We start from the raw sequence: 20,365 nt of genomic DNA on the forward strand, positions 1-20,365 counted from the left end.
CATTCCGCAAGGAAGTAAGATCCCTGAAAGATGATCAGGTTGATAGGTCTGAGGTGGAAGTGTGGCGACACATGGAGCTGACAGATACTAATCGATCGAGGACTTAACCAATTTGAATGTATGCTTACTGTTATCTAGTTTTGAGAGAACACTCTCAATGGTTTGGTGGCGATAGCGAAGAGGTCACACCCGTTCCCATGCCGAACACGGAAGTTAAGCTCTTCAGCGCCGATGGTAGTCGGGGGTTTCCCCCTGTGAGAGTAGGACGCCGCCAAGCCATTACACGCAAGTGTAATATACGGAGGATTAGCTCAGCTGGGAGAGCATCTGCCTTACAAGCAGAGGGTCGGCGGTTCGAGCCCGTCATCCTCCACCATTCCTATCATACATAAGTTGGCGTATTAAGCCGGTGTAGCTCAATTGGTAGAGCAACTGACTTGTAATCAGTAGGTTGGGGGTTCAAGTCCTCTTGCCGGCACCACCTTTATATGTTATACTATATAAGTCTCTTGTAATAAGAGCCATTAGCTCAGTTGGTAGAGCATCTGACTTTTAATCAGAGGGTCGAAGGTTCGAGTCCTTCATGGCTCACCATGTTTTTCTTGCGGATGTGGCGGAATTGGCAGACGCGCTAGAATCAGGCTCTAGTGTCTTTACAGACGTGGGGGTTCAAGTCCCTTCATCCGCATTGCCAAACGCGGAAGTAGTTCAGTGGTAGAACATCACCTTGCCAAGGTGGGGGTCGCGGGTTCGAATCCCGTCTTCCGCTCCAACTATACTATACCATCCATGCCGGGGTGGTGGAATTGGCAGACACACAGGACTTAAAATCCTGCGGTAGGTGACTACCGTGCCGGTTCAAGTCCGGCCCTCGGCACTTATTGTTGCGCCCGTAGCTCAATTGGATAGAGCGTTTGACTACGGATCAAAAGGTTAGGGGTTCGACTCCTCTCGGGCGCGCCATACATACTTTTGAAAAACGGGAAGTAGCTCAGCTTGGTAGAGCACATGGTTTGGGACCATGGGGTCGCAGGTTCGAATCCTGTCTTCCCGACCATTTTGGGGCCTTAGCTCAGCTGGGAGAGCGCCTGCTTTGCACGCAGGAGGTCAGCGGTTCGATCCCGCTAGGCTCCACTTGATTTTAATTGTTTTTTGGCGGTGTAGCTCAGCTGGCTAGAGCGTACGGTTCATACCCGTGAGGTCGGGGGTTCGATCCCCTCCGCCGCTACCATTGGACCTTTAGCTCAGTTGGTTAGAGCAGACGGCTCATAACCGTCCGGTCGTAGGTTCGAGTCCTACAAGGTCCACCACTTATACGGAGGAATACCCAAGTCTGGCTGAAGGGATCGGTCTTGAAAACCGACAGGGGTGTCAAAGCCCGCGGGGGTTCGAATCCCTCTTCCTCCGCCATATCTAATTTAATTATCATCGCGGGGTGGAGCAGTTCGGTAGCTCGTCGGGCTCATAACCCGAAGGTCGCAGGTTCAAATCCTGCCCCCGCAACCAAAAAATGGTCCGGTAGTTCAGTTGGTTAGAATGCCTGCCTGTCACGCAGGAGGTCGCGGGTTCGAGTCCCGTCCGGACCGCCATTTATAAAAAGGCTCGGTAGCTCAGTTGGTAGAGCAACGGACTGAAAATCCGTGTGTCGGCGGTTCGATTCCGTCCCGAGCCACCATTTAATTTAATATTGTTTTGGCGGTTGTGGCGAAGTGGTTAACGCACCAGATTGTGGCTCTGGCACTCGTGGGTTCGATTCCCATCAATCGCCCCAAACAACATGCGGGTGTAGTTTAGTGGTAAAACCTCAGCCTTCCAAGCTGATGTCGTGGGTTCGATTCCCATCACCCGCTCCATTTTTATATTGTCATGGGCCTGTAGCTCAGCTGGTTAGAGCGCACGCCTGATAAGCGTGAGGTCGGTGGTTCGAGTCCACTCAGGCCCACCATGATGATTTTCCACAGTAGCTCAGTGGTAGAGCTATCGGCTGTTAACCGATCGGTCGCAGGTTCGAATCCTGCCTGTGGAGCCATACGGAGAAGTACTCAAGTGGCTGAAGAGGCGCCCCTGCTAAGGGTGTAGGTCGTGTAAGCGGCGCGAGGGTTCAAATCCCTCCTTCTCCGCCATAAGGCCCGTTGGTCAAGCGGTTAAGACACCGCCCTTTCACGGCGGTAACACGGGTTCGAATCCCGTACGGGTCATTAAAAAAACCTTGCATACTATGCAAGGTTTTTTTATTATGCGTTCATAGTGTAAATGGTAAAAGACAGGTATGTGGCAAAAGCGCTCCATAATAAATAAGGGACCAGAAGCCAGGCTGAAGCTTTACTGTATTTACCGGCAATGAGCAACAGAATGAGTGTTGTCACAGCCACAAGCAGGCAATCGATAGATGCAGCAAGCAAATTTTTCTGTGTGAATTGAAAATAGCTGAATCCTTGATTCACGATATAATTGATGAGAAGCATCACCCAAAAAGCTTTGGATTCTTTACATGAAAACTTTGGGTATATCAAGGCTGCTGAGAGCGAAATAAGCGCAAACAAAACCGCCCATATGATGCCGATCACTGATCCGCTCGGCGTCCAGTCAGGTTTTTGCAGCGCGTCATACCATTCCCGGTCGATGGGAAAGAGAACCCCCGCTAAAGAAAACAAGACATATGTAATGATAAATACAATAATCGCACCGATATACTTCTTTTTCATTTGTTCCCTCCGTCATTCAATGTCAATACGTTAGTTCCCTTTTTTGGAAATATTAAACCTTTTAAAAGGTTCATGCACCATTAAGTGTATGAGTTTTCAATGTAAAAATGCAGCAAACCATTTATTTGTATTCAAAAACCCCGGCAGGCCGGGGTTTTAATCAGCATGAAGATCGCCAAAGGTCGTCATAATTCCTTCTTCGTCCAGTTCCTGTTCATATTTTTCGTGTGCTTTGCTCGGATACACGGAAATGTTTTTTCCGGTAATATCTGTCGCGATAAAGTTTTCATAATCCTCAGCATAGCCGATGTTTTCTTCTGAGTTCATTGTCATATCCCCATAGCTGAGCGGAGGATCCTCTAAATCCTGAGGCGTTTCTGAGTTTCCGTATTCCTCAACATCCTGATAAGCATCTTCACTATCGTAAGTCGCCCGGATTGATTCATCATCATCAAATTCAAACTGTCCGAACGGTGTTTCCTCCTCAATCGGCCTGTCTTTGGAAACGGCATCCTGCGAGGAATATTCCGCCAATGTCGTAGCCGTCGGCAGAGCTTCGAGTCTGTCATAAGGAATGTCCTTGCCGCTGACTTCACATGTGCCGTATGTGCCGTTTTCAATTTGTTTCAGAGAGTAATCAATGTCGCGAAGGTGCTCCCGTTCATGGTCGAGCAGAGCCAGGTCTTTTTCCCGCTCGTATAATTCGGTCGCCTGATCGCCGGGATGATTGTCATAGGAAGACAATTCGCCGGATGACTGATACGGGAATTCATCAGCTAACTGAAATTGATCATTTTCTTTAAAGCGGCTTAAAATATCATGTCTGGCTTCTTCCAATTCTTTTTTTAAGTGTGTGATCTGTTCGTTTGTAAGCACATCAATCCCTCGTTTCTATGTGATGCTTACTGTTAGTATGAACGCTTTTGCGCAGAAAAATGGTGGATAAAAATAGTCATTTTCCCATGAGGAAGTAAAAGGATACAGTGATTGCCGAGAGTGGGGAAAGAAAATTCAAGTTTGTTTCTTTATTCATTTGCGCAAAAAGGTTTATAATAAGAAATGCAGGCATTTTGTCGTGCTCACATCTGTGTGTTTGACACAAAGTCATCACAGGTGTATTGTATTAAAAGCATTTAACGGATTATGGAGGAATGTCTCATGGTGACAACGGTGCAGCATACGTTCCGAGAGGAAGCAGATCATGCATTACATAAAGCCAAACAAGTCAACCATGCTGTCTTATTGAGCTATTCAAGACGTATTGCGTCTTTAGACCCTCTATCATTTTTCAAAGACGGAGCAAAAAAATATAAAGGCAAACGATTTTTTTGGTCAGAACCCGGTAGTGAATTAACAATAGTCGGTCTTGGCACAGAAGCGCTGTTCCAATCGAATGAAAAAAATGGAAAGCGTTATCACGACGTTTTTGAACAATGGGAGCGCTTTAAAAAGACGGCTTTTCATATTCATGAAGAAGAAGAGGCGGCGCATACCGCGGTCGGCCCTGTCTTATTCGGAGGTTTTTCATTTAATCCTGCTGAAGAGAGAGGAGACGAATGGAACGGGTTCGAAGAAGGACTGTTCTTTATCCCCTCACTCATGCTGACAAAGACGGCAGATGGTGATTATTTAACCGTCAATCAATGGGCGGCAGACGGTAATCAGGCAGAAGATACGCTGAAACGTCTGAAATCTTTTTCGGAAGCTTTTTCAGTTTCTTCAATCGAGTATGAAGAATATCCTGTTTTAACAAAAGCGGAAGAACTTGATGTGGAAAACTGGCTTGAAGCCATTAAAACAGCAACAAATGATATGAAAGCAAATCAATATGATAAAGTCGTGCTGGCAAGGGAAGTCGTTTTGTCATATGATGGGCCTATTCCGGCGGAGAGCGTTGTCCGCAAGCTTTTGACGGACCAAACGACAAGCTATGTTTTTGCGATTGAGCAGGGAGATAAATGCTTTGTCGGCGCTTCACCGGAACGGCTGATCAAAAAATCCGGCAAAGACGTTATGTCCACCTGTCTGGCAGGTTCAATTAAGCGCGGAGAAAATCAACAAGAAGATGAGCGTCTCGGCAAAGAGCTGCTGCATGACGAAAAAAATCTCGCGGAACATGATTTTGTGGTTCAGATGATACACGATTCTTTCTTGTCGAGCTGCAGCGATGTGAAAAAGCCTGCAGGTCCGCAATTATATAAAACGAAAAGTGTTCAGCATCTATATACACCGATCACAGGCCATCTTAAAACGTCCGCTTCGCTGTTTGATTTAATTGAAAAGCTGCATCCCACACCGGCATTGGGCGGAGCTCCCCAGCAGAAAGCTGTTGAAGTTATCGCTGATATTGAACCGATGACACGCGGATGGTACGCGGCACCGATCGGCTGGATGGACGGCAGGGAAAACGGAGAATTTGTCGTGGCTATCCGATCAGGGCTGATTGAAGGCAAAAGTGCGCGGCTTTTCGCAGGCTGCGGCATTGTTGAAGATTCAGATCCGCAATCAGAATATGAAGAAACACAAATTAAACTAAAGCCGATGATCTCTGCTTTAGGAGGTGAAAGGCTTTGACAAACCCGATTACACATTATATCGGAAGTTTTATTGATGAATTCGCTCTATCGGGTGTCACCGACGCGGTTGTTTGCCCGGGGTCGAGGTCAACTCCCTTGGCGGTTTTGGCGGCGGCCCACCCGGATATTCAAGTCCATATACAGATTGATGAACGATCCGCAGGTTTTTTCGCACTCGGTCTTGCAAAAGCCCGCCAGCGTCCGGTGGTGCTGATTTGTACGTCAGGAACGGCAGCGGCTAACTTCTATCCGGCCGTGATTGAAGCTCATTATTCAAGAGTGCCTCTTATTGTCCTGACTGCTGACCGGCCGCATGAATTGAGGGAAGTGGGGGCGCCTCAGGCGATTAACCAGCATTTTCTGTTCGGTAACTTTGTTAAGTTTTTCACAGACTCGGCTCTGCCTGAGGAAAATCCTCAAATGCTGAGCTATATCAGAACATTGGCCGGCAGAGCCGTAAGTGAAGCCGGGAAGCGCCCGATGGGGCCAGTCCATATCAATGTGCCGCTCAGAGAGCCTTTGATGCCGGATTTATCAGCCGGACCTTTTGAAAGAATGAGAAAGGGGCGGCACGTCTCAGTCACAACAGGGATTCAGTCCGCTGATCAAGATTCTCTCTATCATATTACAGAGCGTCTTGCGGGTACCGAAAAAGGTATGATCGTCTGCGGCGAAATTCACGGTGAAGCAGAAAAGCAGCAAATCATCGCGCTTGCCGAGATGCTTCAGTTCCCGATTTTAGCTGACCCGCTTTCAAACCTCCGAAACGGGGAGCATGATAAGACGCTGATTATTGATGCTTATGACTCGTTTTTAAAAGATGAAGAAATAAAAGAGGCGCTGCGCCCGGACGCTGTGATCCGCTTCGGCCCGATGCCGGTTTCGAAACCGCTCTTTTTATGGCTCAGAGATGATCCTGCCATTGAGCAGTTTATCGTCGATGAAGACGGAGGATGGAGAGATCCCACCCAGGCCGGCGCGCATATGATTCATTGCCATCCGTCTGTGTTTTTGGAAGCGGTCCGTTCAGCTGAAACCGGAAAACGGCCGTCCGGATGGCTTGAGAAATGGCAGTTTGTCAATGAGCGGTTCCGGAGTCATTTACAGGCCGCGAGCATGGATGATTTATCATTTGAAGGAAATGTATATCGTCAGCTTCAGCATCTTGTCCCTGAAGGCAGTTCGATTTTTGTCGGCAACAGCATGCCGATTCGCGACGTGGATACGTTCTTTGAAAAACAAGATCGTTCCTTCCGTGTTTATGCCAACCGCGGCGCTAACGGCATTGACGGAGTTGTCTCCTCGGCTATGGGACTGTGTGAGGGTACAAAAGCTCCTGTCACGCTTGTAATTGGAGATTTATCGTTTTACCATGATTTAAACGGGCTGTTAGCGGCTAAAAAACTTGGAATTCCGCTTACGGTTATTTTAATAAACAATGATGGCGGCGGGATTTTCTCGTTTTTGCCGCAGGCATCTGATAAGACTCATTTTGAAGAACTGTTCGGTACGCCGACGGGCCTTGATTTCCGGCATGCCGCCGCACTGTACGGCGGGACGTATACTTGCCCTGAGACATGGGAAGCATTTAAGGATGCGTATCAGCCGCAGGCGGACAAGCCCGGACTTCATATAATCGAGCTGAAAACAGATCGGACATCAAGAGTTCAATTCCATCGCGATCTGCTGCAGGCCGCAGTGCGGGAAGTGAAAAAAGAATGGAAGCTGTAACGGTTAAAACGGCCGACGGCGTATGCTATCGGGCTGCTGATAGCGGCCACGAATCATCTGAAGCTATTGTTTGTCTGCATGGATTTACGGGCAGCAAAGAATCATGGATGTTTTTACGCGGCATGTTTCCCGGCGAACGAATGGTGATGATTGACTGCCTTGGTCACGGGGAGACAGACGCGCCTGTGCAAGCGGCAAGGTACAGTGCGAGCCGGCAGGTTGCGGACCTTGCCGCCGTTTTTGATCAATTAAAACTTCACAAAGTGAAACTTATTGGTTATTCTATGGGGGGAAGACTTGCGTATTCCTTTGCACAGGCATTTCCGCATCGGGTGTCAGCGCTTGTTTTGGAAAGTACAACTCCGGGCCTCAGCACGCTTCAGGAACGCAAAAAGCGGATTCAGTCAGACCGGAAGCTTGCTGACTTTATATTGCGGGAAGGTATAACATCGTTTGTCGATTATTGGGAGGGCATTCCGTTGTTTGCCTCGCAGCTTTCTCTGCCGGACAGCGTAAAGGCGTCCATCCGTGCCGGCAGGCTGAAAAATAATCCGTCCGGACTTGCAGGAAGCCTGCTCGGAATGGGGACGGGCTCACAGCCTTCCTGGTGGGAGGCATTACACCGCATCAAGGCGCCCGTCCTGCTCATATGCGGTGAATGGGATGAAAAGTTTTGCGCTATTAATCAAAAGGTGCATAACCTGCTCCCATCAAGTAAAATAGAGGTTGTCAAACAGGCGGGGCACACGGTACATGTGGAACAGCCGCGAATTTTTGGTAAGATAGTAAGTGAGTTTTTATACGGCTTGTAAAGCATAAAGAAAATAGCTTTTCGGCCGGACTCAGGCAAAAATGAAGGAGGTCATATCAATGGCTGCAGAATGGAAAAGTGAACGTCAGTACGATGAAATCCTGTACGAGACGTATAACGGTATTGCAAAAATAACAATTAACCGCCCGGAGGTACATAACGCATTTACTCCTAAGACGGTATCAGAAATGATTGACGCGTTTGCTCGTGCGCGTGATGACTCCAATATTGGTGTCATCGTTCTTGCGGGAGCGGGAGATAAAGCATTCTGTTCAGGCGGAGACCAAAAAGTCCGCGGTCACGGCGGATATGTCGGAGACGATCAGATCCCTCGTCTGAATGTGCTTGATCTTCAGCGTTTGATCCGCGTGATTCCTAAACCGGTCGTAGCGATGGTATCAGGCTATGCCATCGGCGGAGGCCATGTGCTTCATATCGTCTGTGATTTAACGATTGCGGCCGATAACGCGATTTTCGGCCAAACCGGACCGAAAGTGGGAAGCTTTGATGCCGGTTACGGCTCAGGTTACTTGGCGCGTATCGTCGGACATAAGAAAGCCCGTGAAATCTGGTACCTATGCCGTCAATACAATGCGCAGGAAGCGCTCGACATGGGGCTTGTCAATACAGTTGTCCCATTAGAGAAACTTGAAGAGGAAACAATTAAATGGTGTGAAGAAATGCTTGAGAAAAGCCCTACAGCCCTTCGTTTCCTTAAAGCGGCATTTAACGCTGATACAGACGGCCTCGCCGGAATTCAGCAATTTGCAGGAGATGCAACGCTTCTTTATTACACGACTGACGAAGCGAAAGAAGGCCGTGATTCCTTTAAAGAGAAACGCAGTCCCGATTTCGGTCAGTTCCCTCGTTTTCCGTGATCAGATGACACTACGAAACAGCTTGAGCCGCTCTGGTCCAAGCTGTTTTCTTTTCAAAAAAAGTACTTTTACCTCGGAGATGATAACATGCTGACAGAACAGCCGAATTGGCTCATTCAAAGGGCTCAGCTGACACCAGAGAGAATCGCTCTCATATTTGAAAACAAACAGATGACATTCAGAGAATTATATCATGCTTCTAAACAAATGGCCGCGCGGCTGTCCAAATACTGCTCGCTTAAAAAAGGAGACCGCGCTGCGATTTTGCTTTCTAACAGACCGGAAATGGTTTATGCCGTTCACGCCTGCTTCTTATTAGGGGCGGAAGCTGTGCTGTTGAATACGAAGCTCTCAAAACAGGAACGGTTGTTTCAGCTCGAAGATTCACAGGCAAAGCTTTTATTGACGGAGGACGGCTTTTGCCGCGAAGAATATGAATCTGCTGTCGCCACCGCAGATGTGGACGAGCTGCAGGCCAAAGCCGCTGAAGACATGAAGCCGGAAGCTTATGTAACGCTTGATGATACGGCGACTCTTATGTATACGTCAGGAACAACAGGAAGGCCGAAGGGGGTGCAGCAGACGTTCGGTAATCATTATTCCAGCGCTGTATCGTCTGCGCTGAATCTGGGGGTCACGGAGCGGGACCGCTGGCTTATTGCGCTGCCGCTGTTTCATATCAGCGGTCTGTCTGCGCTGTTTAAGTCGGTCATTTACGGCATGCCTGTCGTGCTTCATCAAAAATTTTCTGTCACTGATGTGCTTGACAGCATCAGCTCCCATCAGGTCACGATCATTTCAGCGGTGCAGACCATGCTTTCGGGCCTGCTTGCGGAAACTGAACAATGTCCTGAATCACTGCGCTGCATTCTGCTTGGCGGGGGTCCGGCACCGCTGCCGCTCCTTGAAGAATGCCGCAGGAAACAATTTCCGGTATTCCAATCTTACGGCTTGACTGAAACCTGCTCACAGATTGTCACGCTTTCTCCGGAATTCAGTATGGACAAGCTCGGCTCGGCCGGTAAACCGCTGTTTTCATGCGAAATTAGAATTGAAAAAGCCGGAAACCCTTGTGCGCCGTTTGAACACGGTGAAATTACGGTGAAAGGCCCGAATGTAATGAAAGGGTATTACCATCGTGATGACGCAAACCAGGCCGCTTTTCATAATGGATGGTTTAAAACGGGCGATCTTGGCTATTTGGATGATGAAGGGTTTTTATACGTGCTGGACAGGCGGTCGGACCTCATTATTTCAGGCGGAGAAAACATCTACCCGGCAGAAGTGGAAGCGGCGCTGCTTGCCCATCCGGCTGTAGCGGAGGCAGGTGTTTCGGGAGCCGAAGATCCGAAGTGGGGGAAAGTGCCGCATGCTTTTCTCGTGCTGACTTCTTCTGTCAGTTCTGAGGAGCTGACCGCCTTTTGCCGTGAGCGGCTTGCAAAATATAAAATACCGGCTGCTTTTTTCGAGGTTGACGGGCTCCCGCGGAACGCGTCCAATAAACTGATGAGGCATCGGCTGAATGAGCTTCGTAAAGGAGAATTGTCATGATTAAGATTGAAAAAATCACCCTTTATCATGTAAGTATGAGGCTGAAAAAACCGTTTAAAACAAGTATTGAAACGCTGCAGGACCGTAAATTTTTGATCGTGGAAGCGATCGATGAAACCGGGAGAACCGGCTGGGGGGAGGTATCGGCGTTTTCTTCTCCGTGGTATACAGAAGAAACGATTCATACATGCGCGCATATGCTGAGAGATTTTTTTATCCCAAATGTCGTAGGCCGCGAGTTTTTCCATCCGTCAGAAGTGCCTGACAGTCTCGCGCGTTTCAAAGGAAACCGCATGGCAAAAGCGGGGCTTGAATCAGCCGTGTGGGATCTATATGCCAAGAAAAAGGGGATATCTCTCGCAGAAGCCTTAGGGGGCAAAAGAGATAAAGTGCCCGCCGGCGTGGCGGTGGGGCTGGCTTCGGCTGATGAGATGCTTCGGGAAATTGAGCAATACGTAAAAGAAGGTTATCAACGTATAAAAATAAAAATTCAGCCCGGCCATGACGTTGATCTGATCAGAGCCATCCGCAGCCGTTTTTCGAACGTACCGCTGATGGCGGATGCCAACTCGGCATATGAACTGAAAGACATCAGCAGGCTGAAAGAGTTGGATGAATTCCAGCTCATGATGATAGAACAGCCGCTTCAGGCAGATGATATTGTCGATCACCGCCACCTGCAGAAACACTTGAGAACCGCGGTATGCCTCGATGAAAGCATATGCTCATATGATGACGCAAGGCGGGCGATTGAGCTTGGGAGCTGTAAAATCATTAACATAAAACCAGCGCGTGTAGGAGGCCTGACAGAGGCTTTAAAAATACATGATTTATGCAGAGAGCATCACATGCCGGTTTGGTGCGGCGGAATGTTTGAAACCGGCATTTCGAGAGCGCAGACAGTCGCGCTCGCTTCGCTGCCGCAATTTACGATACCGGGTGACATTTCCTCATCAGACCGATACTGGGAGGAGGATATTGTCACTCCCGACATCCGTATCGAAGAGGGGTTCATCTCTGTTCCGGACGGTCCCGGACTGGGTGTCGAAGTCAATCAGGAAATAATGAGAAAATACGTCACCCAAATGGACGTTTTTACGACAAACAACTGATAAAAAGACATTTCAGCGAGTTGAGCTGCCTGTATGCTGCTGTTATATTGAAACTGTTCATCATCACCCCTTCCCCCGTTTGAACCGGCTGTATCAGCCGGTTTTTTTAATAGGCGAATACGATGATTTTTTTATTCTTCAAACAGTGTCGGCTTTACATCGCAGGTGTTGCTTTCTGGCTGGGGCAAAGATGTACATCTTGATAAAAAATTCTGTGCTTGTCATGAATGCGATACTGATTGTACCGTCTGCCGCCGCCTATATTTGCCGACGAACCGCCTTTCTGCCATGCTTCTCATCCGCGCGGTTTTCTCCGGCTCAGGGGCTGATTTCAAAAAGGCTTGCGGCGCGGAAATGAAAAAGAGCTGTATAAAACAGCTCTTTACTTTTATAAATCATGCGGTTTAAAGGTTTTGCAATCCGTTTCTTCACTTTTTTCAGCGGTTTCGCCTGTATGGCTGACCACATAAATAGCGTCGGCCGTGCATTTGTTTCCTCTGCCCCAATATGAACAGTTATTGACTTCACACAGAATTTTTTGGTCCATGCTGGCTCCCCTCCAAGATAAAAGGTACGCCATTAGTATGAGCCGCCCTGATTTTTGTTATTCCTCCTGGCGGATATAACGTCTGTCTTTCATAAAGAGCTTCCAGAAGAAATAAAACCCGGGAAACAAAATGATGAAAGCGACGATATACGTCATAAACAGCGCCCTGAAGGTTGCCGGCTCCGTAAATCCTGACATGACCGTAATATCAGGATAAATCATATAAGGAAGATGCGCCCGTCCGTATGCATAGCTTGCCAGAAAGTATTGAAGCGCAATGGCGATCATGGCGATTCTCGGTTTGCCGAGGTTGCGGCCGAAGTGCTTATTCGGCAAAAACAGAGCCGCGCCGGCAATGATAAATGTAATGACAGACAGAATGAGCCATGTCTTGTCTTTCATCATCCCCGTATACAGCCAGCCGGCTTCAGAGCGTAATGTCAGCATAATGAAGAAGGCAAAAAGAAGCGACAGCGGCCCTGTTATTAAAGAGCTCCGTCTGTAGATGCGGTACGCATGCTCCTCTTCCGCAACATTTGAAAAATCGGCCAGAAGCAGTGAAGATAAAAATAAAGTGCTTAAAATGGCAAAGCCGATAAACGCATACGCATTAAGGCTTGTAAAGACATTTGCCAAATTCAGGTGATACACGCCGCCCGTCTTATCAATAAATCCTCCGTGTGTGACCGGAAGGACCAAAATCAGCACAGCGGGAATAATGAAGCCCGAAATTCCGGAGATATATCTCATGATTTTTCTTTCCTTCGCCGTATTGGAGAAGACGAGAAAGCCGCTGCGGATGGCTAAAAGCAGCAAAATAATACTCCCCGGGATCAATAAAACGGTTCCCAGCACGAAGGTTGCCCCTGGAAAGAAGCTGAATAGGGCGACAACGATTGCGACGATAAAGACGTTGGTCACTTCCCATGTCGGGGACAAATAACGGTTGGCGATGTTTGTCGCCTTTGTTTGTTCTCTATTTAAATAAATCATCGACCAAAAGCCGGCTCCGAAGTCCATCGTTGCCATGACCGCGTAGATAAACACGAAGCCCCATACGATTGATATCGCAATGAGAGCATCCATGGTAATGTCCATTTCAATTCAGCCCTTTCTATTGTTAGGATTCCGCCGCTTTTACATCCTCCTCAACGGGATGTTTGCGGAAATAATAAAGCAGCACATAAATGACTGCGGCTGCCAAAATGGCGTAAACCACTGTAAACAGGATGAACAGCAAACCAATTGAACCGGTTGTCGTGACGACATCAGACGTTTTCAGGAGATGGTAAATCACCCATGGCTGCCGCCCCGTACAAGCGAATATCCACCCGAATTCAATTCCGATCAGACTGAGCGGTCCTGCGGTTAAAAATAAAATCAAAAGCCAAGTCGGAAAGCTGTCTTTCTTTAAAATTTTTCTCCACACGATGCCGATGATTGAGTACAAAATGAGCAGCATTCCGATGCCGACCATTCCGTTAAACAGTGTATGGATGAATAAAGGCGGCCACTCGTCTTTCGGAAACGCGTTCAATCCTTTGACGACGGTATCAAAGCTGTTTGCAGCCAAAAAGCTTAAAGCCCACGGCACTTCTATCGCCCATTTTACTTTTTCTTCTTTTGCATCAGTAAAACCCCCGATCGCAAGCGGAGCGTGTGATCTAGTTTCAAACAGCCCTTCTGCGCCCGCAAGCTTCTCAGGCTGGTATTCGTAAAGAAGCTGGGCTGACTCGTGACCGTTTAAAGAGGCAATAATGGAGAATATCCCGCCGATCGTTAAGGCGAGCAGCAGCGCTTTTCGGTGAAAGCGGTATACCTGCTCCTGTTTTCTCGTTCTCAGCATTTTATAAGCCGCAACTGACGCGACGATAAATGCACCGGTCATGAAAGCCGTCAGTACGACATGGCCCGCGGTGGTGAAAAAGCTTGGATTAAAAAACGCTGCCCAAGGTTCGACGTCAGTGATTTTGCCGTTTAAAATTTTAAAGCCGGCCGGCGTTCCTTCAAATGCGTGAACATTTGTGATTAAGACGGCGGATGCCGCGGCGCCGATCAAAACAAAAATAACGGCAATGATGCGCATCGCCGGAGTCAGCCGGTCAGCGGCGTAGACATAAATGGACATAAACAGCGCTTCGATAAAGAAAGCATAAATTTCAATCTGAAACGGGAGGGACATCACCCTGCCGATGACTTCCATGAATCCGGGCCACAAAAGGGCAAGCTGTGTACCCGCGATCGTTCCGGTCGGTATCGCCACGCCGAGCAGAACAGCCTGCGCCTTCGTCCACCTTTTCGCCATAATGGAATAATGCGGATCTTTTGTTTTTTGATAAATCAATTCAGCCATTAAAATCATCAGAGGCAAGCCGACACCAAGCGTCGCAAAAATAATATGAAAGCCCATGGTTGTCCCGAACAGGCTTCTGGCTAACACTAAATCATCCACGATCATAAACCGCCTTTCTAAATTACCGTTTTATGTAATGTGGTTATATTATTTGCTGAAGCGATTAGATTATTCTTCCGATTCCATATATGTGCAGGGTTTAGAAACCAAGGGATCAGGGCATATATGATTGACAAGCGGTTATTTAAGGTTTAAAATAAAACGTAATTATTACGATTTGAGAAAGGGAGATCAGCATGAAAAAAGATATTCATCCGGATAACCATCAGGTGATTTTTCAAGATGTGAACAGCGGCTATCGCTTTTTAAGCCATTCTACGAAAAAATCAGAGGAAACGGCAGAGTGGGAAGACGGAAAGACATACCCGCTGATTAAAGTAGAGGTCAGCTCAGATACGCATCCGTTTTATACAGGCCGCCAAAAATTCAACGAAAAAGGCGGGAGAGTCGAACAGTTCAACAAAAAATACAATATGGGGAAATAAGACAAGCCCAATGGGGTTTGTCTTATTTATTGAGCACTTTGTCATCTCGTGCGGGGAGTGACGAATTGACCCGTCTTATGTTATATTGTGAATAAAAAAGCAGAAAGGAAACACCAAGATGAGTCTTCTAAACGATATCATGCAATTTAATGAGCAGTTCACTAAAAACAAAGATTATGAAAAATACCAAACATCTAAATTCCCGGATAAAAAGATGGCGATTTTGTCTTGTATGGACACGCGTCTTGTAGAATTGCTTCCGCATGCGATGAACATGCGAAACGGCGATGTGAAAATTATTAAAAGTGCCGGCGCGCTTGTCGCCCACCCGTTCGGAAGTATCATGCGCAGCCTTTTAGTGGCCGTATACGAATTAAACGCCGATGAAGTCTGCGTTATCGGCCACCATGATTGCGGCATGAGCAAAATCAACAGCGAGGATATGCTCGATAAAATTATCGACCGCGGTATTCCGAAAGAGCGGATTGACATGCTGAAGCACTCAGGAGTTGATCTTGATCAATGGCTGAAAAGCTTTGATTCAGTAGAAGCGAGTGTTACAGACAGCGTAAACGTCATTAAACACCATCCGCTATTCCCTGACAATGTGCCGGTGCACGGTCTGGTGATTGATCCTGAAACCGGTAAACTTGATCTGGTGATCGACGGCTACCAGCATATGGACTAATGTTTTTCTTTTTTGTCCGGTACGGGATCAACACCGCCCGGATGAAAAGGGTGGCACTTTAAAATCCGCTTCAGTGTCAGCCATCCGCCTTTTAATGCGCCGTGAGTCTTGACGGCTTCGATTCCGTACTGCGAACACGTCGGGTAAAAGCGGCATGACGGCGGCGTCAGCGGAGAGATGAACTTCTGGTATCCGCGGATTAAAGCAATCATTATGGTTTTCATCAAAATACCACCTTTCTGATGCTAGTATAGAAAAAAAATTTCAGATTGAAAAGCTTCCGCCACAATTCTTATCGGAAAACTGTGTTATAATGGATGCATATTCTGAAAAAAAGGGAGTGCCATTATGCCTTCAGTAGAAAGTTTTGAGCTTGACCATAATGCGGTTGTGGCTCCGTATGTAAGACATTGCGGAGTGCATAAAGTCGGAACAGACGGCGTCGTGAATAAGTTTGACATTCGCTTCTGCCAGCCGAACAAACAGGCGATGAAGCCGGATACGATTCATACGCTTGAGCACTTGCTTGCGTTTACGATTCGCACACATTCTGAGAAATACGATCACTTCGACATCATAGATATCTCACCGATGGGCTGCCAGACAGGCTATTATCTTGTTGTCAGCGGCGAGCCGACAGCGGAAGAAATTGTAGACCTGCTTGACGCTACGCTGAAAGAAGCCATCGATATTACGGAGATTCCGGCGGCCAACGAAAAACAGTGCGGCCAGGCGAAACTTCATGATTTAGAAGGCGCAAAACGTCTGATGCGTTTCTGGCTGTCACAAGATAAAGAAGATTTGCTGAAAGTGTTCGGATAAAAAACAGGCCTTTTTGCTGACATGCAAAAAGGCTTTTTTACATCTTTCTAAAAAATGTCACACCTTATGTGTAAGCGTTTGCTAAAATAGAAGCAAACATAAAGGAGTGATGGGATGAAACGGGCTGTATTGGCAGGTATGTGCGGTATGGTATTTCTATTATCTTCCTGCGGGGGCAATTCGGATAAAACCTCCGCGGATGAGGAGCCTAAAGCGCTTGAGGTCAAGCTTACAGGACCGGAAACGGCAGCACCGCATGAAAAAGCTGAATACAAGGCGGAGGTTTTTTACGGCGGCAAGCGTGTCACGGATGCGGATGAAGTTATGTTTGAAGTATGGAAAGAAGGAAAAAAAGGCAGCAGCAAAACAAGCAAGGCCAAGGAGGAAAAAGGGGCGTATCACCTGCGGACTGAATTTGATGAAGAGGGTGTGTATACCGTTCAATCCCACGTAACGGCAAAACAGCTGCATAATATGCCGACTGTAAAAGTGCGTGTCGGGGATGCTGAAGCTGCCGATGATTCCTCCGGCCATGAGGAACAGACGCATCATCATTAAGGATTTTTTTTATCCGTCAAACCTTTTGATGCATCCTCCGGCGGGTCAATCGTATGCTTTACATTATAAGCTCTTACAGTCGACCAGATGGATAAAAGCAGCACGGCGAGCACGATAAGAAAGCCGAAGCTCAGAAGAAGCAGCATGAAATCCCTCCTTTTTAACAAATCATAACATATTTTCCATCCGTAAAATCAAGGGCTAAAAATTTATGTTTTAACACACAATATATAGGGTATATCAATAGTAAACCGAAGGAGGAAGATAGGCATGTCAGAAAAACTATTGGATGCAGTCAATAAGCAAGTTGCAAACTGGACGGTCATGTATGTGAAATTACATAACTATCATTGGTACGTCAAAGGGAAGGACTTTTTCACATTGCATGAAAAGTTCGAGGAGCTGTATAACGAAACGGCTACATATATTGATGATCTGGCAGAACGTCTGCTGGCATTAAACGGCAAGCCGATCGGCACAATGACGGAATCATTGAAGACAGCCTCTGTAAAAGAAGCGGAAGGCAATGAGAGCGCAGAACAAATGGTACAGAACATTTATGATGATTTCACTGTCATTGCGGAAGAGCTGAAAAGCGGCATGGACCTCGCAGATGAGGTCGGAGACGAAACGACCGGTGATATGCTGCTTGCTATTCACCAGAATATCGAAAAACATAACTGGATGCTGAAAGCGTATTTGGGATAATCAACAAGGGAAGACCGGGGCTATAAAGCACTCGGTCTTTTATTTGGCTGCCGAAGAGAGGTGTTGTCCATTTTTCTGAAAAATCCAGTCCGTTCCATTCACTTTTCATAGAATAATGTAAGGCCGTTTCTGTGAAAGGATGTTGGATCAAGTGGGCAAAGACTTTGGCATCTTTTCGTTTTTTGCAGTGATCGTGTCGGCAGCGGGTTTTTTCTTCGGAGGTTTTCAGTATTCGTTTCTGATTTTGCTATCGGTCATGGCGATTGAGTTTATCAGTACAAGCTTAAAAGAATCTCTTTTGCAGCAGCTGAGCGCAAGAAAGCTTTTTGCGCGGCTGGTCAAAAAAATCGTGACCCTGGCATTAGTCTCAGTTTGCCATTTTTTTGACCAGCTGCTTCATACCGAAGGCGCCATCCGTAATTTGGCTATCATGTTTTATATCTTATACGAATCTGTTCAGATCGTGATTACGGCAAGCTCGCTGGGCATACCGGTCCCGCAGGTGCTCGTCGATCTATTGGATACCCTGAAAAATAAATTCAAGCGCAAACCGTAACATTTGCTTCAAAGGAGGCTATACTAGCGGGTATGATGGTTTTCCTCTGAATTTTTGATAAAGGGCTTCCGAACAAACGCAACTGTGGTATGATGTATGGAAGATATGAAGGAACGGATTAGAGGGATAAACATGTACGAGTTTAAAGACTATTATCAGAACACTGTTCAGCTCTCCTTTGAACACCAGCCTTTTTCAGACAGCCCGAAGCACGTATGGGTCATATGCCGATACGGAGATAAGTGGCTTTTGACTGAGCACGAAGACCGGGGGTTTGAATTTCCGGGCGGAAAAGTGGAGCCGATGGAATGTGCGGAGGAAGCGGCCCTGCGCGAGGTGAAAGAAGAAACCGGTGCCGCGGTAAGACATCTGAAGTACGTCGGACAGTATAAAGTTCTCGGCAGGGAAAAGGTAATCGTGAAGAATATTTATTTTGCCGATATTGAAAAGCTTGAAAAACAGGCTGACTATTTTGAAACAAAGGGGCCGGTGCTGTTCAGCGAACTGCCGGAGAATCTCCCCCGAAATAAAAAATTCAGTTTCATTATGAAAGATTCGGTGCTTCCGATCAGTCTGAAAAAGCTGAAAGAAGACGGCGTATTTCAATCATAAAAAACGGAGACCCGGCGCTTACGCACGGGTCTTTTTTATATTTTTCCTTTCGTCCATTTTCTTTCTAACAGTTCGACTCCCTGATACATCAATGTCGCAAAAATCGCGATGATCAGAAGGCTTAAGAACACAAGAGTGAAATTGAAGACCTGGAATCCGTAAATGATCATGTAGCCCAGACCTTTTTCGGAAACGAGAAACTCGCCGACGATGACACCGACCCAGGATAAACCGACGTTCACTTTAAGCGCGGAAATAATCGCAGGGGCGCATGCCGGCAGAATGACTTCTTTAAACATGATGCTTCTTTTCGCTCCGAAGGTTTTCATGACCTTAATATAGTTTTCATCCACTTCCTGAAAAGCCGTAAAGACGACGATTGTCGTGATAATGACACTGATGACTGCTCCCATGGCGACAATGCTTGTGAAATTCGGTCCGAGTGCCACGATGAGAATCGGTCCGAGTGCGACCTTCGGCATCGCGTTTAAAATGACGAGGTACGGGTCTAAAACCCGGGCGAGCCTGTTTGACCACCATAACAGAGCGGCGAGGCATGTGCCGAGGAGCGTGCCGAGCAAAAAGCCGAGAACGGTTTCTCCTAAGGTTACGCCGATGTGCGCCGCAAGGGATGCGTCCGCAATCTTTTCAACTAAAAGCCTGCAAACGGCGGAGGGTGAGCTGAAGATTAACGGATCGATCCAGCCCGCCCTGCTCGATATTTCCCAACCGGCAAAAAATACGATGAAAATGGCGGCCTGATACGCACGGATCCGGAGCTTTTCTTTTTGGTGTCTTTTCTTAAACTGCTGATGAAGCTGTTCAATCGAGCCGCTGCTGTTTTTCAAGGGAATTCAGCTCCTTCCATATGGTTTGAAACAGCGGCTGAAAGGCCGGATCCTGACGCGCGTCAAACGGATCTAAAGCCGCGAGCTCCTTAGGCACGGTGAATATTTGGTGGATGGTGCCCGGCTGATTCGAAAATAAATAGATCGTATCGCTCATGGCGATGGCTTCACCGATATCGTGGGTGACGAGCACGGCGGTTTTTTGAAAATCCTTTAATGTTCTGAAGACAAGGTTTTCCAAAGAAAGCTTCGTTTGAAAGTCCAGCGCGGAAAACGGTTCATCAAGGAGCAGCAGTCCCGGGTCCGGCGCAAGAGTTCTGGCAAGTGCCGCCCGCTGCCGCATTCCGCCTGACAGCTCTTTCGGGTATTTCTTTTCAACGCCGATTAATCCGAGCTTAGGCAGAAGGCTGAGAACTTCAGCTCTTTTTTCTTCTGTTAATGTTTTTGAAATGCGTAAACCGAGCAGCACGTTTTCCTCAATTGATTTCCAAGGAAATAAATAATCCTGCTGAAGCATATAACCGATTTGGTGTTCTTTATGGTTCGGCACGCTCCCTTCAATCAGAACCCGGCCTTGCGCAGGGGTGATAAGGCCGGCCAGAATGGACAGGAGTGTTGTTTTTCCGCATCCGCTCGGCCCGAGGAAGGAGATGAAATCTCCTTTTTCAATCTGAAAATGTATATCTTTCACGGCGGTTGTTCTTTCTTTCAGCGAGAAATAAGTATGTGTTACATGATCGACATGTAAAAAAGACATTCATGTT

Annotated in this window: 22 protein-coding genes, 21 tRNA genes and 2 rRNA genes; 36 read left to right on the plus strand and 9 right to left on the minus strand. The window is 47.3% G+C overall.

The window, feature by feature from the left end:
* The 23 genes from BXO87_RS10905 to BXO87_RS11015 all read left to right on the plus strand — a co-directional run.
* A 23S ribosomal RNA gene (locus tag BXO87_RS10905) occupies positions 1-111 on the plus strand; the annotation flags it as partial.
* Between the two features lie 50 nt (positions 112-161).
* Positions 162-277 (plus strand): 5S ribosomal RNA (rrf, locus tag BXO87_RS10910).
* Positions 278-300: 23 nt separating this feature from the next.
* Positions 301-376 (plus strand) — tRNA-Val (locus BXO87_RS10915).
* A 29-nt stretch (positions 377-405) separates the two neighbouring features.
* Positions 406-481, plus strand: a tRNA-Thr gene (locus BXO87_RS10920).
* Between the two features lie 37 nt (positions 482-518).
* Positions 519-594 (plus strand) — tRNA-Lys (locus BXO87_RS10925).
* 10 nt (positions 595-604) lie between these two features.
* A tRNA-Leu gene (locus BXO87_RS10930) sits at positions 605-688 on the plus strand.
* Between the two features lie 9 nt (positions 689-697).
* Positions 698-772: transfer RNA gene (locus tag BXO87_RS10935), tRNA-Gly, on the plus strand.
* Positions 773-791: 19 nt separating this feature from the next.
* Positions 792-877, plus strand: a tRNA-Leu gene (locus BXO87_RS10940).
* A 9-nt stretch (positions 878-886) separates the two neighbouring features.
* Positions 887-963 (plus strand) — tRNA-Arg (locus tag BXO87_RS10945).
* 17 nt (positions 964-980) lie between these two features.
* A tRNA-Pro gene (locus BXO87_RS10950) sits at positions 981-1,057 on the plus strand.
* Between the two features lie 4 nt (positions 1,058-1,061).
* Positions 1,062-1,134: transfer RNA gene (locus BXO87_RS10955), tRNA-Ala, on the plus strand.
* Positions 1,135-1,154: 20 nt separating this feature from the next.
* A tRNA-Met gene (locus BXO87_RS10960) sits at positions 1,155-1,231 on the plus strand.
* A 2-nt stretch (positions 1,232-1,233) separates the two neighbouring features.
* Positions 1,234-1,310, plus strand: a tRNA-Ile gene (locus BXO87_RS10965).
* A gap of 7 nt (positions 1,311-1,317) precedes the next feature.
* Positions 1,318-1,410, plus strand: a tRNA-Ser gene (locus tag BXO87_RS10970).
* Between the two features lie 19 nt (positions 1,411-1,429).
* Positions 1,430-1,506: transfer RNA gene (locus tag BXO87_RS10975), tRNA-Met, on the plus strand.
* Positions 1,507-1,512: 6 nt separating this feature from the next.
* Positions 1,513-1,589: transfer RNA gene (locus BXO87_RS10980), tRNA-Asp, on the plus strand.
* Positions 1,590-1,599: 10 nt separating this feature from the next.
* Positions 1,600-1,675: transfer RNA gene (locus BXO87_RS10985), tRNA-Phe, on the plus strand.
* A 20-nt stretch (positions 1,676-1,695) separates the two neighbouring features.
* A tRNA-His gene (locus BXO87_RS10990) sits at positions 1,696-1,771 on the plus strand.
* A gap of 8 nt (positions 1,772-1,779) precedes the next feature.
* Positions 1,780-1,853 (plus strand) — tRNA-Gly (locus BXO87_RS10995).
* Positions 1,854-1,868: 15 nt separating this feature from the next.
* Positions 1,869-1,945: transfer RNA gene (locus tag BXO87_RS11000), tRNA-Ile, on the plus strand.
* A 9-nt stretch (positions 1,946-1,954) separates the two neighbouring features.
* Positions 1,955-2,029, plus strand: a tRNA-Asn gene (locus BXO87_RS11005).
* Positions 2,030-2,032: 3 nt separating this feature from the next.
* Positions 2,033-2,123 (plus strand) — tRNA-Ser (locus tag BXO87_RS11010).
* Positions 2,124-2,126: 3 nt separating this feature from the next.
* Positions 2,127-2,198, plus strand: a tRNA-Glu gene (locus BXO87_RS11015).
* A gap of 36 nt (positions 2,199-2,234) precedes the next feature.
* Here the strand turns inward: BXO87_RS11015 and BXO87_RS11020 are convergent.
* On the minus strand, positions 2,235-2,705 hold the full coding sequence (locus BXO87_RS11020) for a TspO/MBR family protein (protein ID WP_007408851.1): 471 nt from the start codon (positions 2,703-2,705) through the stop codon (positions 2,235-2,237).
* A gap of 156 nt (positions 2,706-2,861) precedes the next feature.
* Positions 2,862-3,581: a TraR/DksA C4-type zinc finger protein gene (locus BXO87_RS11025; protein ID WP_007408850.1), complete on the minus strand. Its 720-nt coding sequence runs from the start codon at positions 3,579-3,581 to the stop codon at positions 2,862-2,864.
* Between the two features lie 282 nt (positions 3,582-3,863).
* Here BXO87_RS11025 and BXO87_RS11030 point away from each other — a divergent pair, with 282 nt between their 5' ends.
* The 6 genes from BXO87_RS11030 to menC all read left to right on the plus strand — a co-directional run bounded on the left by BXO87_RS11030 (position 3,864) and on the right by menC (position 11,364).
* Positions 3,864-5,279 carry an isochorismate synthase gene (locus BXO87_RS11030; protein ID WP_032868316.1) on the plus strand — a complete coding sequence of 472 codons (1,416 nt, stop codon included), beginning with the start codon at positions 3,864-3,866 and terminating at the stop codon, positions 5,277-5,279.
* Positions 5,276-7,012, plus strand: coding sequence for a 2-succinyl-5-enolpyruvyl-6-hydroxy-3-cyclohexene-1-carboxylic-acid synthase (gene menD, locus BXO87_RS11035; protein ID WP_038464227.1), 1,737 nt, complete (start codon positions 5,276-5,278; stop codon positions 7,010-7,012). The genes BXO87_RS11030 and menD overlap by 4 nt, the downstream gene beginning before the upstream one ends.
* Positions 7,000-7,824, plus strand: a complete 825-nt coding sequence (gene menH, locus BXO87_RS11040; protein WP_032873544.1) for a 2-succinyl-6-hydroxy-2,4-cyclohexadiene-1-carboxylate synthase — start codon at positions 7,000-7,002, stop codon at positions 7,822-7,824. The genes menD and menH overlap by 13 nt, the downstream gene beginning before the upstream one ends.
* Before the next feature lie 58 nt (positions 7,825-7,882).
* Positions 7,883-8,701: a 1,4-dihydroxy-2-naphthoyl-CoA synthase gene (menB, locus tag BXO87_RS11045; protein WP_007408846.1), complete on the plus strand. Its 819-nt coding sequence runs from the start codon at positions 7,883-7,885 to the stop codon at positions 8,699-8,701.
* Between the two features lie 87 nt (positions 8,702-8,788).
* Entirely contained in the window at positions 8,789-10,252 is a 1,464-nt protein-coding gene (locus tag BXO87_RS11050) for an o-succinylbenzoate--CoA ligase (protein WP_038464223.1), read from the plus strand.
* Positions 10,249-11,364, plus strand: a complete 1,116-nt coding sequence (menC, locus tag BXO87_RS11055; protein ID WP_038464220.1) for an o-succinylbenzoate synthase — start codon at positions 10,249-10,251, stop codon at positions 11,362-11,364. Before BXO87_RS11050 ends, menC begins: the two co-directional genes overlap by 4 nt.
* A gap of 388 nt (positions 11,365-11,752) precedes the next feature.
* On the opposite strand, the gene BXO87_RS11065 is transcribed toward menC, so the two are convergent.
* The 3 genes from BXO87_RS11065 to BXO87_RS11075 are packed head-to-tail and all read right to left on the minus strand — an operon-like array spanning position 11,753 to position 14,363.
* Positions 11,753-11,911 carry a DUF1540 domain-containing protein gene (locus BXO87_RS11065; RefSeq protein ID WP_007408842.1) on the minus strand — a complete coding sequence of 53 codons (159 nt, stop codon included), beginning with the start codon at positions 11,909-11,911 and terminating at the stop codon, positions 11,753-11,755.
* 57 nt (positions 11,912-11,968) lie between these two features.
* Positions 11,969-13,009, minus strand: a complete 1,041-nt coding sequence (locus tag BXO87_RS11070) for a cytochrome d ubiquinol oxidase subunit II (RefSeq protein WP_038464217.1) — start codon at positions 13,007-13,009, stop codon at positions 11,969-11,971.
* Between the two features lie 22 nt (positions 13,010-13,031).
* Positions 13,032-14,363 (minus strand): cytochrome ubiquinol oxidase subunit I, encoded by a 1,332-nt coding sequence (locus tag BXO87_RS11075; RefSeq protein WP_038464602.1) that lies wholly within the window; start codon positions 14,361-14,363, stop codon positions 13,032-13,034.
* A 197-nt stretch (positions 14,364-14,560) separates the two neighbouring features.
* On the opposite strand from BXO87_RS11075, the gene BXO87_RS11080 reads away from it, so the two are divergent.
* Both BXO87_RS11080 and BXO87_RS11085 read left to right on the plus strand, forming a co-directional pair.
* Positions 14,561-14,809: a type B 50S ribosomal protein L31 gene (locus BXO87_RS11080; RefSeq protein WP_007613295.1), complete on the plus strand. Its 249-nt coding sequence runs from the start codon at positions 14,561-14,563 to the stop codon at positions 14,807-14,809.
* Between the two features lie 118 nt (positions 14,810-14,927).
* A complete protein-coding gene (locus BXO87_RS11085) occupies positions 14,928-15,497 on the plus strand; it encodes a beta-class carbonic anhydrase (protein WP_003152233.1) in 570 nt (189 codons plus the stop codon).
* Here BXO87_RS11085 and yidD read toward each other — a convergent pair.
* Positions 15,494-15,721, minus strand: a complete 228-nt coding sequence (gene yidD, locus BXO87_RS11090) for a membrane protein insertion efficiency factor YidD (protein ID WP_007613292.1) — start codon at positions 15,719-15,721, stop codon at positions 15,494-15,496. The two genes, BXO87_RS11085 and yidD, sit on opposite strands and share 4 nt — an antisense overlap.
* 124 nt (positions 15,722-15,845) lie before the next feature.
* Between yidD and BXO87_RS11095 the strand changes: the two genes are divergently transcribed.
* On the plus strand, positions 15,846-16,319 hold the full coding sequence (locus tag BXO87_RS11095) for an S-ribosylhomocysteine lyase (RefSeq protein ID WP_003152237.1): 474 nt from the start codon (positions 15,846-15,848) through the stop codon (positions 16,317-16,319).
* Between the two features lie 114 nt (positions 16,320-16,433).
* Positions 16,434-16,877, plus strand: coding sequence for a FixH family protein (locus tag BXO87_RS11100; protein WP_038459589.1), 444 nt, complete (start codon positions 16,434-16,436; stop codon positions 16,875-16,877).
* Here the strand turns inward: BXO87_RS11100 and ytzI are convergent.
* Positions 16,874-17,023 carry a YtzI protein gene (gene ytzI, locus BXO87_RS11105; RefSeq protein WP_007408836.1) on the minus strand — a complete coding sequence of 50 codons (150 nt, stop codon included), beginning with the start codon at positions 17,021-17,023 and terminating at the stop codon, positions 16,874-16,876. The genes BXO87_RS11100 and ytzI overlap by 4 nt on opposite strands.
* Positions 17,024-17,147: 124 nt before the next feature.
* On the opposite strand from ytzI, the gene BXO87_RS11110 reads away from it, so the two are divergent.
* From BXO87_RS11110 to ytkD, 3 genes are all read left to right on the plus strand, one after another.
* Positions 17,148-17,585 (plus strand): Dps family protein, encoded by a 438-nt coding sequence (locus BXO87_RS11110; RefSeq protein WP_007408835.1) that lies wholly within the window; start codon positions 17,148-17,150, stop codon positions 17,583-17,585.
* Between the two features lie 151 nt (positions 17,586-17,736).
* Positions 17,737-18,141 carry a phage holin family protein gene (locus tag BXO87_RS11115; protein WP_007408834.1) on the plus strand — a complete coding sequence of 135 codons (405 nt, stop codon included), beginning with the start codon at positions 17,737-17,739 and terminating at the stop codon, positions 18,139-18,141.
* A 132-nt stretch (positions 18,142-18,273) separates the two neighbouring features.
* Positions 18,274-18,753 carry an RNA deprotection pyrophosphohydrolase gene (gene ytkD / locus BXO87_RS11120; RefSeq protein ID WP_003152244.1) on the plus strand — a complete coding sequence of 160 codons (480 nt, stop codon included), beginning with the start codon at positions 18,274-18,276 and terminating at the stop codon, positions 18,751-18,753.
* A 35-nt stretch (positions 18,754-18,788) separates the two neighbouring features.
* Here the strand turns inward: ytkD and BXO87_RS11125 are convergent, their stop codons facing one another.
* Both BXO87_RS11125 and BXO87_RS11130 read right to left on the minus strand, forming a co-directional pair.
* Positions 18,789-19,601 (minus strand): ABC transporter permease, encoded by an 813-nt coding sequence (locus BXO87_RS11125; protein WP_038459587.1) that lies wholly within the window; start codon positions 19,599-19,601, stop codon positions 18,789-18,791.
* A complete protein-coding gene (locus tag BXO87_RS11130) occupies positions 19,576-20,358 on the minus strand; it encodes an ABC transporter ATP-binding protein (RefSeq protein WP_038459584.1) in 783 nt (260 codons plus the stop codon). The genes BXO87_RS11125 and BXO87_RS11130 overlap by 26 nt, the downstream gene beginning before the upstream one ends.
* Positions 20,359-20,365 lie beyond the last annotated feature (7 nt).

The sequence above is a fragment of the Bacillus sp. GZB genome (assembly GCF_001975995.1).
Classification (GTDB): Bacteria; Bacillota; Bacilli; order Bacillales; family Bacillaceae; genus Bacillus; species Bacillus velezensis.

What these genes read in the sequence shown, in the direction of transcription:
- BXO87_RS11020 (WP_007408851.1), bottom strand. Translation starts at nt 2,705, where the DNA reads ATGAAAAAGAAGTATATCGGTGCGATTATTGTATTTATCATTACATAT.
- BXO87_RS11030 (WP_032868316.1), top strand. Translation starts at nt 3,864, where the DNA reads ATGGTGACAACGGTGCAGCATACGTTCCGAGAGGAAGCAGATCATGCA.
- menH (WP_032873544.1), top strand. Translation starts at nt 7,000, where the DNA reads ATGGAAGCTGTAACGGTTAAAACGGCCGACGGCGTATGCTATCGGGCT.
- menB (WP_007408846.1), top strand. Translation starts at nt 7,883, where the DNA reads ATGGCTGCAGAATGGAAAAGTGAACGTCAGTACGATGAAATCCTGTAC.
- BXO87_RS11050 (WP_038464223.1), top strand. Translation starts at nt 8,789, where the DNA reads ATGCTGACAGAACAGCCGAATTGGCTCATTCAAAGGGCTCAGCTGACA.
- menC (WP_038464220.1), top strand. Translation starts at nt 10,249, where the DNA reads ATGATTAAGATTGAAAAAATCACCCTTTATCATGTAAGTATGAGGCTG.
- BXO87_RS11065 (WP_007408842.1), bottom strand. Translation starts at nt 11,911, where the DNA reads ATGGACCAAAAAATTCTGTGTGAAGTCAATAACTGTTCATATTGGGGC.
- BXO87_RS11070 (WP_038464217.1), bottom strand. Translation starts at nt 13,009, where the DNA reads ATGGACATTACCATGGATGCTCTCATTGCGATATCAATCGTATGGGGC.
- BXO87_RS11080 (WP_007613295.1), top strand. Translation starts at nt 14,561, where the DNA reads ATGAAAAAAGATATTCATCCGGATAACCATCAGGTGATTTTTCAAGAT.
- BXO87_RS11085 (WP_003152233.1), top strand. Translation starts at nt 14,928, where the DNA reads ATGAGTCTTCTAAACGATATCATGCAATTTAATGAGCAGTTCACTAAA.
- yidD (WP_007613292.1), bottom strand. Translation starts at nt 15,721, where the DNA reads ATGAAAACCATAATGATTGCTTTAATCCGCGGATACCAGAAGTTCATC.
- BXO87_RS11095 (WP_003152237.1), top strand. Translation starts at nt 15,846, where the DNA reads ATGCCTTCAGTAGAAAGTTTTGAGCTTGACCATAATGCGGTTGTGGCT.
- BXO87_RS11100 (WP_038459589.1), top strand. Translation starts at nt 16,434, where the DNA reads ATGAAACGGGCTGTATTGGCAGGTATGTGCGGTATGGTATTTCTATTA.
- ytzI (WP_007408836.1), bottom strand. Translation starts at nt 17,023, where the DNA reads ATGCTGCTTCTTCTGAGCTTCGGCTTTCTTATCGTGCTCGCCGTGCTG.
- BXO87_RS11110 (WP_007408835.1), top strand. Translation starts at nt 17,148, where the DNA reads ATGTCAGAAAAACTATTGGATGCAGTCAATAAGCAAGTTGCAAACTGG.
- ytkD (WP_003152244.1), top strand. Translation starts at nt 18,274, where the DNA reads ATGTACGAGTTTAAAGACTATTATCAGAACACTGTTCAGCTCTCCTTT.
- BXO87_RS11130 (WP_038459584.1), bottom strand. Translation starts at nt 20,358, where the DNA reads ATGTCTTTTTTACATGTCGATCATGTAACACATACTTATTTCTCGCTG.